Consider the following 8,451-nt stretch of genomic DNA (forward strand, 5'->3'; position numbering starts at 1 on the left):
GGGGGCCCCGCCCCCCCCCCCCGCCCCCGCGGCCCCCCCCCCCCCCGGGGGCCCCCCCCCCCCCGGGGGGGGGGGGCGCCCCTCGGCTGTTCGGCGTCTGTTCTAGGGGGCGAGCGGCGGGCGGTAGCCCGCGTCCGGACCAGGGTGCTGCTCGGGCCGGTCCTCGCGGACGACCTCGCCCTGGACGACCTTGCCGTCCGGATAGCGGATGCGGGCCTGCTGGAAGGCGTCGCCGAAGGTCCCGGCGGGTGCCGAGGCCATCTTCCGCTCCAGCGAGCGGGCCGCCCTGCGGCCGATCCACGCACGGACGGGGGGAAGCAGGCACAAGAGGCCCACCACGTCGGACACCAGGCCCGGCATGATCAGGAGCAGGCCCGCCAGCATGGTGAGGCCGTTGCCCTGGCCCGGCTGCTGCGGAGTGGGCCGCACGCCCTGCTGCGCCTGCTGGAAGGTGTCGGTCATGTTCTTGAAGGCACGGCGCCCCGCGCGCTTGATGACCACCACGCCCAGAACCATCCCGCCCGCGAGGAGCGCGGCGACGGTGAGCCCGCCGGCCGCGCCCGCGACCAGGCCGAGCAGCCAGATCTCCAGGATCAGCCAGGCGGCGACCGCCAGGGGAAGGAACGTACGGGCGGGTGAGCGCCGCTGCCGGGGGGCCGTCGAAGAGGGAACGCCGGTCGTCATACTCCCCAGTGTGCCCGGACCTGCGTAAGAGCAGCCTCAGCCGGAGGTACCGGACGCCCCTTAGGGGGCGCCGCGGTCAGGCCTTCCCCGTCTCCTTGCCCGTGTCCTTGCCCGTGTCCTCGGCCGCGGGCTTGCCGAGCAGCTTGGCGGCCTGTGCCTTGAGGCCCCACTGGGTGACCCGCCACAGGGCCTCCACCACGATGTCCTTGCTCATCTTGCTGTCGCCGAACTCGCGCTCGACGAAGGTGATCGGCACCTCCACGACGCGGAAGCCCTTCTGCACGGCCCTGCGCGCCAGGTCGACCTGGAAGCAGTAGCCCGCGGAGGCCACCTCCTCCAGCCCCAGGCCCTCCAGGGTCTCGCGGCGGAAGGCCCGGTAGCCGCCGGTCACGTCGCGGATCGGGACGTTCAGCATCAGCCGGGAGTACGTGGAGCCGCCGCGCGAGAGGAGCTCGCGGCTCTTGGGCCAGTTCACGACGCGGCCGCCCGGCACCCAGCGGGAGCCCAGCACCAGGTCGGCGCCGGTCAGCGCGGTGAGCAGCCGCGGCAGCTCCTCCGGCTGGTGGGAGCCGTCGGCGTCCATCTCGACGATCACTCCGTAGCCGGCGTCCAGGGCCCAGACGAAGCCGGCCAGGTAGGCGGCGCCGAGCCCCTCCTTGCCCTTGCGGTGCAGGACGTGCACGTGGTCGTCGCCGGCCGCCAGCTCGTCGGCGAGCTTGCCGGTGCCGTCCGGGCTGTTGTCGTCCGCGACCAGGATGTGGGCCTCGGGCACCGCCGCGCGGACGCGGCCGACGATCAGCCCGATGTTCTCCGCCTCGTTGTAGGTCGGAATGATCACCAAGGCCGTACCGAGCGGTCCGTAGGTCCGCTGTCCGCCGTCGCTCACTGAGTCCCCTTTTGTGCTCGTGCACGTCCTGTACGTCTGGTCGCAGTCAATGACTTTAGAACAGTGATCGGGGCCCGCGGTCCTTCGGGCCGGTCGGACTCCCGCTGGCTGCGGGCCGCCGTGACCGTTGTCTACTGGACCGCCGGGCCCCGAACTGGGGCCACCCTCCCCCAACTGCCGCTGGGGGTGCCCCCACCGGCGAAACCTTCCCTCGCCCCCGAGGCGCGGGCGCGCTGAGCAGGCGGATCCGTCCGGCACGGACGTCCTGATGGTGGACCCGGCCGAACCTATCCGGGTCCGGGCGCCCGCACCGAACCCAGGCTCGCCGGATCACCCCTGTGGGCGTACGAATACCTCCCGCCCGCCGACCACGGTCGCCAGGCACACCGGCAGCTCCGCGCCGGGGCCCAGATCGGGCAGTCCGGGGGTGCCGGAGCGGGGGTCGGTGGACCAGCGGGCGACCCGGTCGTCGGGGGCCTGGACGAGCAGTTCGCCGGTCTGCCAGAGGGCGTAGTCGGCCGGCGCGCCGGGGACCAGGACCCCCGCGTCGTCGCGGCCCAGCGCCCGCCAGCCGCCCCGGGTGTGGGCCGTGAAGGCGGCCCGGACGGAGATGCGGTGCTCGGGCGTCCGGTGGAAGGCGGCCGCCCGGACCGTGCCCCACGGGTCGAGCGGGGTGACGGGCGCGTCCGATCCGAAGGCCAGCGGGACACCGGCCTTGAGCAGGGCCGCGTACGGGTTCAGGGTGCGGGCGCGCTCGGCGCCCAGCCGGTCGGCGTACATGCCGTCCTCGCCGCCCCAGGCCGCGTCGAACGCGGGCTGCACGGACGCGGTCAGGCCAAGCTCCGCGAAGGCGGCGATGGTGGCGGGGGTCATCATCTCGGCGTGCTCGACGCGGTGCCGGGCGGCGCGGACACGTGCCAGGCCGACCTTCTCCGCGGCGGCCCGGACGCCCTCCACGACGGCGGTGATCGCCGCGTCCCCGATGGCGTGGAACCCGGCCTGCAGGCCCGCCTCGGTGCAGGCGGCGACGTGCTCCGCCACCGCGCGCGCGTCCAGGTAGCCGGTGCCGGTGTGCGCTGCGTCGGCGTACGGGGCGTGCAGGCACGCGGTGTGCGAGCCGAGGGCGCCGTCGACGAACAGGTCCCCGGCGGCGCCGACCGCGCCCAGCGCCTTGGCCTGGTCGAGGTCCCGATCGGCCCAGTACCCGAACACGCGCGGCCCGGGCCGCTCCGCCGCCAGCTCCAGCAGGGCGGTGAAGTCCTCGGCGGAGGAGATGCCGGGCCCGCCGCACTCGTGCACGGAGCCGATGCCGAGCGAGGCGGCCCGGTCCAGGGCTGCCCGCTGGGCCTCGGCGCGCTGGGCGGGGGTGACGGCCGCCAGGGCGGCGGCGCGCACGGCGTGGTGGGCGTCGCGGGTCAGCGGCTCGTCGCCGTCGGGGGTCACGTCGGGGACGAGGTCCAACAGGGCGGTGGTGACCACCGCCGAGTGCACGTCGATGCGGCTGAGGTAGAGCGGGCGGCCGGCGGCGGCCTCGTCGAGCTCGGCACGGCGCGGCGCGCGCCGCTCGGGCCAGCGGGCGGCGTCCCAGCCGTGCCCGAGGAGCACCCGGTCGGCGGGACGGCTCGCGGCGTACGCGCGTACGAGGTCCAGCGCGGCGGAGAGGGAGGGCGCGGCGGAGAGGTCCAGCCCGGTGAGCGCGAGGCCGGCGGAGGTGGTGTGGACGTGGGCGTCGGTGAAGGCGGGCGTGACGAGCGCCCCTCCGAGGTCGACGACCTCGTCCACGCCCTGCGCGAAGGCGTCGGCCGCGCCCTCGGAGCCGACCCAGGCGATGTGACCGCGCTCGACCACCATCGCCGTGGCGAAGGGGTCCGCGGGGCTGTGTACCTCGCCCCCGCGGAGGAGGACGGTCCTGGTCGGTGCTCCGGCGGCGTCGGCGGAGTGGGCGGTGCGGTCAGTCATGCGGACCAGTCTCGCGCGTCGCCGGGCCGCGCCCGACCGCCGGGTCCCTCCAGCCCCCCTCCAGGTCTCTCCGGATCCGCTACACGCGGGGCGGGCGCGCCTCGTACGGGGTGGACAGGACCACCGTCGTACGCGTCGAGACGTGCGCCAGGGCGCGCAGGCGGCCCAGGAGGTCTTCCAGCTCCAGGGGCGACGCGACGCGGACCTTGAGGATGTAGTTCTCGTCGCCCGCGACGCTGTGGCAGGCCTCGATCTCGGGAACCCCGGCCAGCCGGTCGGCGATGTCGTCCGGGGCGCTCGGGTCGAACGGCTTGACCGAGATGAACGCCGTCAGCGGCAGGCCGACGGCCTCGGGGTCGACCACGGCCGCGTACCCGCGGATCACACCACGCTGTTCCAGCCGGCGTACCCGCTGGTGGACGGCCGACGTGGACAGTCCGGTGGCCTTGCCCAGATCCGTGTAGCTCATCCGCCCGTCCCGCACGAGCAGATCCACGATCTGGCGGTCCAGCTCCTCCATTGCGCTCATAGCCGCTCAACCTAAGGCCCAACGCCACTCCAGGCACAGTGCTGTCCATCCACTGGAGGCATCTGCGCCGGGCATGTGACCAAGGCCACAAGCGTATGCGGGCGTCCTGGCGGCTGTTGTGGTTACTCGTGCCGCACGACGGGAAGTGCTTGGTGTGGCCGAGGCCGAAGAACCTGCCCGCCCGGCCCACCCAAGGGGGAGTACATCCATGCTGAACACCAAGCGCGCCGGTCGCACCGAACCGGAGCCCCTGGAACCGCTCGATCCCGGCGACGACGCGTACGCCGAGGACGGCGAATACCTCGACTACGCCGAGGGTTTCGAGATCCACCACGCGGTCTGCCCCGACTGCGGCCAGTCGATCGCCCTCGTCGCCGACGAGGAGCACCTGCCGCAGCACGCCCTCTGCCTGACCCCGTGGAACCCCTTCGGGCTCACGGTGTGCGCGGGCACCGGGCGGCCCGTGGGCGACGCCCTGCCCACCGTCGGCATGATCCAGCCGGTGGGGACGCAGGAGCTGGAGCCCGTGGTGATGCTGAGCCTGCCGCAGGGGCTCGACTGGCGGACGCAGCCCTTCTCGCACGTCGGCGGTCCGGGCTCGCGTCCGGTGCGCGTGCCGAGCCCGCCGCTCCCGCAGACGCGCCGCCAGCACGCGCAGGCGGCCTGACCCGGCAAGCCCTTTACCAGTACGTGCCCTGCACCATGGCGGCCAGACTGGCGTGGTGCAGGATCAGGCTGTCCGGATCCGAGGGGATCTCGACCTCGCCGAAGTGCGCCTGCCGGTAGGCGATGCGCAGCATGACGATCCCGTGCCGCAGCGCCGCGTAGAGCGTGTGGAACTCCATGTCGCGCGGGGTGTGGCCGGTGAGTTCCGCGTAGCGGCGTTCCAGGTCCTCGCGGCGCAGGAAGTCCGGCAGTCCGGGCTGGCCGAAGCCGACGGTGAGGTCCTGGAAGAACCGGTGCAGGTAGACGGTCCAGCCGAGGTCCACCTCGCGCGGGGCGTACGCCGCCATCTCCCAGTCCAGGACGGCCGCGGGCGTGAAGCCGTCGTAGATGACGTTGCCGATGCGGGCGTCACCCCAGTTGAGGACCGACGGGCCCTCGTCCTGCGGCCACAGCTCCTCGAGGCGGGCGAACGCCCGCTCGATCAGCGGGGACGGGGCGAGTCCGCCCACCACCCAGGAGTAGTAGGCGCGTTGGGCGTCCACGTGCCGGCGCAGCGGGCTGCCCGCGCCCTCGGGGAGCAGGAACTCCGCCTCCTTGCCCGGGAACTGGTCGTGCAGGCGGGCCAGCAGGGAGATGCTCGCCTCCTGGAGCTCGGCGCGCTCGGCGTCGGTGGCGGCGTGCAGCCAGTTGCCCTCGTAGGTGTAGGGCATGACATCGGGCGGGACCCGGCCCTCGGCGCGGGCCATCACGAAGAACGGCGCCCCCAGCGGCCCCGGATCCTCCTCCAGCCACTGCACGCGCGGGACGGGCAGGTCCGTGTGCTCGGCGACCAGGCTCATCACGCGGTGCTGGCGCGGCATGTCGTACGTGGGGAAGACGGTGTAGGCCGCCGGGTCGGCGGCGAGTCTCAGCGCGCAGGCCCGTATCGGGGTGTCGGGGTGGTCTATGTCGAAGAGCAGGGTCTCGCTGGACATGCCGTTGGACCCGGGGACCGAGACGTTGGTGACCTTCGCGCCGGGGAGTTTGGTGTCCAGCCAGGCGGCGAGCCGCCTGCCGAGCTCCTCGGGCTCCCGGGTGGAGGTACGCGGACGTGGAGCGGTGGCCATGGGTGAGCCCCTTTCGATTTCGGCCTACTGGGCGACGGAGGAGTAGTCGGCGAAGCCGCTGGGGTCGTGGCGGCCGAAGCTGCCGTGCTCGAAGATTCCGTGGCCGACCTGTCCGTCGAGGGTGAAGCGGGCCGAGTGGTCGGTGACGCCGAAGGCGGCCATGGGGTGGGCGGCGGGGTCGGAGAGGTCGTAGACCCGGCGGTCGGTCCAGCCCCGGCCCTGCCAGGTGCCGTGCTGCCAGTCGGCGGCGGGCGGGTAGCCGGCGCCGACGGCGAGCGGGGAGGAGTTCAGGATCCGCACGCCTAGTTCGAGGGGCTTGCGGGCCGGGTCGGCGAGGTGGACGACGGCGCTCTCGGGGTGCCGGGTGCCGGGCCGGTAGCGGATCTCGGTGTGCGGCCAGCCGAGTTGCACGTCGTGGCGGCCGCTGCCCTCGGGGAAGACCTGGACGGCCTCACTGAGGGTGCGGTGTCCGTCGGCGTCCTCCTGGGCGATGACCATGACGAACCGGTCCTCGAAGCGGACGGGTATCCAGAGCCAGTGGAAGCCCTCGGGGCGGTACTCCTCGGCGGCCCGGCCGCCGTCTTCCCCGGGGATGGGGCGCACGCCCCAGCTGCGGTCGCGGGTTCCGGTCCACTCCCCCGGGGTGACGGCGAACTCCTCGCCCTTGGCGCGGATGGTGCCGGTGACGCTGCCGGCCTGGACGAAGCGGCGCCCTTCCAGGATGAGCCGGTCGCCGCGCCGCTGGGTGTGGTGGGGCTCCCAGACGGCGGGGAACTCGGCGGTCCAGGTGAGGTCGTACGAGAGCCCGTCCGGGTCGTCCGGATCGGCGGAGCAGCGCAGGGTCAGCTGCCGGAGCGGTACGTCGACGGTGATGGAGAACGGCCCCACCGAGAGGTTCATCCGGTCGTCGGAGAGGGCGTCAGAGGCACGCACGGCGAGGAGTTCGTCCCCGACCCGGAGGGTGGCGTAGGCGTCGATGACTCCGGCGTTGGGGTACACCCCGAGGCCGAGGATGAGGACGGCGCGGCCGGCGTGGTCGAAGACGTGGAAGATGCAGCGGTCGTAGGCGTTGCGGTCACCGCTGACGACGTGCTTCATCGACAGGGGTGCCTGGTGGATGGGGTACTCGTCGAGGGCGACGGGCCGATCGGCGGGCATGGCGGACCTCCGGGAGGCGGGGCGAAGGCAGGGTCGGCGGCGCGGCTGAGCGGGGTCGGGGTGCGGGGGTGTGGGGTCGGGGTGCGGGGTGCGGGGTGTGGGGTCGGGGTGCGGGGTGTGGGGTGTGGGGTCGGGGTGCGGGGTGTGGGGTGGGTTTGTGGCGTGCGGGTGCGGGTGCGGGGTGCGGCGGGGGCACGGCTGGAGCGGATATGACGGTACGTCAGAATCCCGAGCCAGGGCCAGACTTGTGGCACAACCTGACAGGTCGGCACGGTTGGCCGGGTGCGGTGGGGCGGGATCGGGAGTGGGGCGGGTACTCGGGGGCTCCGGGGAGCCTGATCCCCACGCTGCCCATCAGGGAGGGTTTGGGGGTTTCCCGCCAGTCCCATCGTCTCTCCGTGCCGGGCCGGCCAGTCAAGGGCGCTCCTCCTTCGTCGTCGCGTCGCTTCGCGATGGCCTTCGGCCACCCTTGACAGTCCGACCCGGCACGGAAAGACAGGACTGACGGGAAGCCCCCAAAAGAACGGTCCACTGGTTCATGAGCAGGGTCAGGGGGCATCAGGGACCGGATCCGTGGTTCCCGGGGCCGTGGCCTGCGCCCGGGCCCGTAGAGCGGCCATCCGGGTCGGTGGGCGCACCAAATCGCTACGCGCTCCTCACATCTCAGCGTCCGCCGCCCGTCCGGGGCGCACCCCACACCCCAGGCAGCAACCACAAGCCCCCGGCAGTGCTGGGGCGCGTCAGATCGCTACACGCTTCTCACATCTCAGCGTCCGCCGCCCGTCCGGGGCGCACCCCACACCCCAGGCAGCGACCACACGCCCCCGGGCGGTCCTGGGGCACGCCAGATCGCTACACGCTCCTCACATCTCAGCGTCCGGCGCCCGCCTTGGGCCGCATTTGGGATGGATGCCGGTGAGTGGATCACTTCGCGGAGTGGGAGGTCGGAAAGTCCCCCCAGTCACCGGCAGACCCCACCACCCCTCCCCGATCGACGATCCATGGCGGCTTATGGTCAGCCCACGCCGGGCCGATCGCCGCCAGATGACCTCAGCTGTGAAGCCGTCCGTGGCGGCCTATTCCCAGCCCCAGACGGGCGCCGGACGCCGAGACGTGGGAGATATGTAGCGATCTGATGCGCCCCAGGACTGCCAGGACTTGCGGTCGCTGTCGCTGGTGCGGGTTGTGCCCCAGACGGGCGGCGGACGCCGAGATATGAGGAGCGCGTAGCGATTTGGTGCGCCCACCGACCCCGGATCACTTCTCTACGGGCCCGGGCGGGGGCATGGCTACGGGAACCAAGGATCCGGTCCCTGATGCCCAGTGGCTGTCCTCGGAACCAGTGGACCGTTCTTTTGGGGGCTTCCCGCCGGTCCTTGTCTTTCCGGGGCGGGTCGGTCTGTCAAGGGTGGCCGAAGGCCATCGCGAAGCGACGCGACGAAGGAGCGCCCTTGACAGGGCGG

At 73.1% G+C, this 8,451-nt stretch carries 7 protein-coding genes; 1 reads left to right on the plus strand and 6 read right to left on the minus strand.

Features of this window, described 5'->3' with window-relative positions; all coding sequences use genetic code 11:
* Window positions 1–102: 102 nt before the first annotated feature.
* The 4 genes from fxsA to ACIPUC_RS36775 form a co-directional block, all read right to left on the minus strand.
* A complete protein-coding gene (gene fxsA, locus ACIPUC_RS36760) occupies window positions 103–684 on the minus strand; it encodes an FxsA family membrane protein (RefSeq protein ID WP_446594778.1) in 582 nt (193 codons plus the stop codon).
* 76 nt (window positions 685–760) lie between these two features.
* Window positions 761–1,570 carry a polyprenol monophosphomannose synthase gene (locus ACIPUC_RS36765; protein ID WP_446594780.1) on the minus strand — a complete coding sequence of 270 codons (810 nt, stop codon included), beginning with the start codon at window positions 1,568–1,570 and terminating at the stop codon, window positions 761–763.
* 330 nt (window positions 1,571–1,900) lie between these two features.
* The gene (locus ACIPUC_RS36770; protein WP_446594782.1) at window positions 1,901–3,529 is read right to left on the minus strand and encodes an amidohydrolase; all 1,629 of its coding nucleotides are present in this window, start codon (window positions 3,527–3,529) and stop codon (window positions 1,901–1,903) included.
* Window positions 3,530–3,608: 79 nt separating this feature from the next.
* Entirely contained in the window at window positions 3,609–4,049 is a 441-nt protein-coding gene (locus ACIPUC_RS36775; protein ID WP_164721043.1) for an Lrp/AsnC family transcriptional regulator, read from the minus strand.
* Between the two features lie 217 nt (window positions 4,050–4,266).
* Between ACIPUC_RS36775 and ACIPUC_RS36780 the strand changes: the two genes are divergently transcribed.
* Window positions 4,267–4,725: a hypothetical protein gene (locus tag ACIPUC_RS36780; protein ID WP_446594783.1), complete on the plus strand. Its 459-nt coding sequence runs from the start codon at window positions 4,267–4,269 to the stop codon at window positions 4,723–4,725.
* 13 nt (window positions 4,726–4,738) lie between these two features.
* Here the strand turns inward: ACIPUC_RS36780 and ACIPUC_RS36785 are convergent, their stop codons facing one another.
* Window positions 4,739–5,830, minus strand: coding sequence for a phosphotransferase family protein (locus ACIPUC_RS36785; protein WP_446594785.1), 1,092 nt, complete (start codon window positions 5,828–5,830; stop codon window positions 4,739–4,741).
* Window positions 5,831–5,854: 24 nt separating this feature from the next.
* On the minus strand, window positions 5,855–6,988 hold the full coding sequence (locus ACIPUC_RS36790) for a hypothetical protein (protein ID WP_446594787.1): 1,134 nt from the start codon (window positions 6,986–6,988) through the stop codon (window positions 5,855–5,857).
* Between the last annotated feature and the right edge of the window lie 1,463 nt (window positions 6,989–8,451).

It is taken from the genome of Streptomyces sp. LARHCF249, from assembly GCF_052871255.1.

Coding starts and splice junctions, on each gene's coding strand:
- ACIPUC_RS36780 (WP_446594783.1), top strand. CDS start 4,267: ATGCTGAACACCAAGCGCGCCGGTCGCACCGAACCGGAGCCCCTGGAA.
- ACIPUC_RS36790 (WP_446594787.1), bottom strand. CDS start 6,988: ATGCCCGCCGATCGGCCCGTCGCCCTCGACGAGTACCCCATCCACCAG.
- ACIPUC_RS36785 (WP_446594785.1), bottom strand. CDS start 5,830: ATGGCCACCGCTCCACGTCCGCGTACCTCCACCCGGGAGCCCGAGGAG.
- ACIPUC_RS36775 (WP_164721043.1), bottom strand. CDS start 4,049: ATGGAGGAGCTGGACCGCCAGATCGTGGATCTGCTCGTGCGGGACGGG.
- ACIPUC_RS36770 (WP_446594782.1), bottom strand. CDS start 3,529: ATGACTGACCGCACCGCCCACTCCGCCGACGCCGCCGGAGCACCGACC.
- fxsA (WP_446594778.1), bottom strand. CDS start 684: ATGACGACCGGCGTTCCCTCTTCGACGGCCCCCCGGCAGCGGCGCTCA.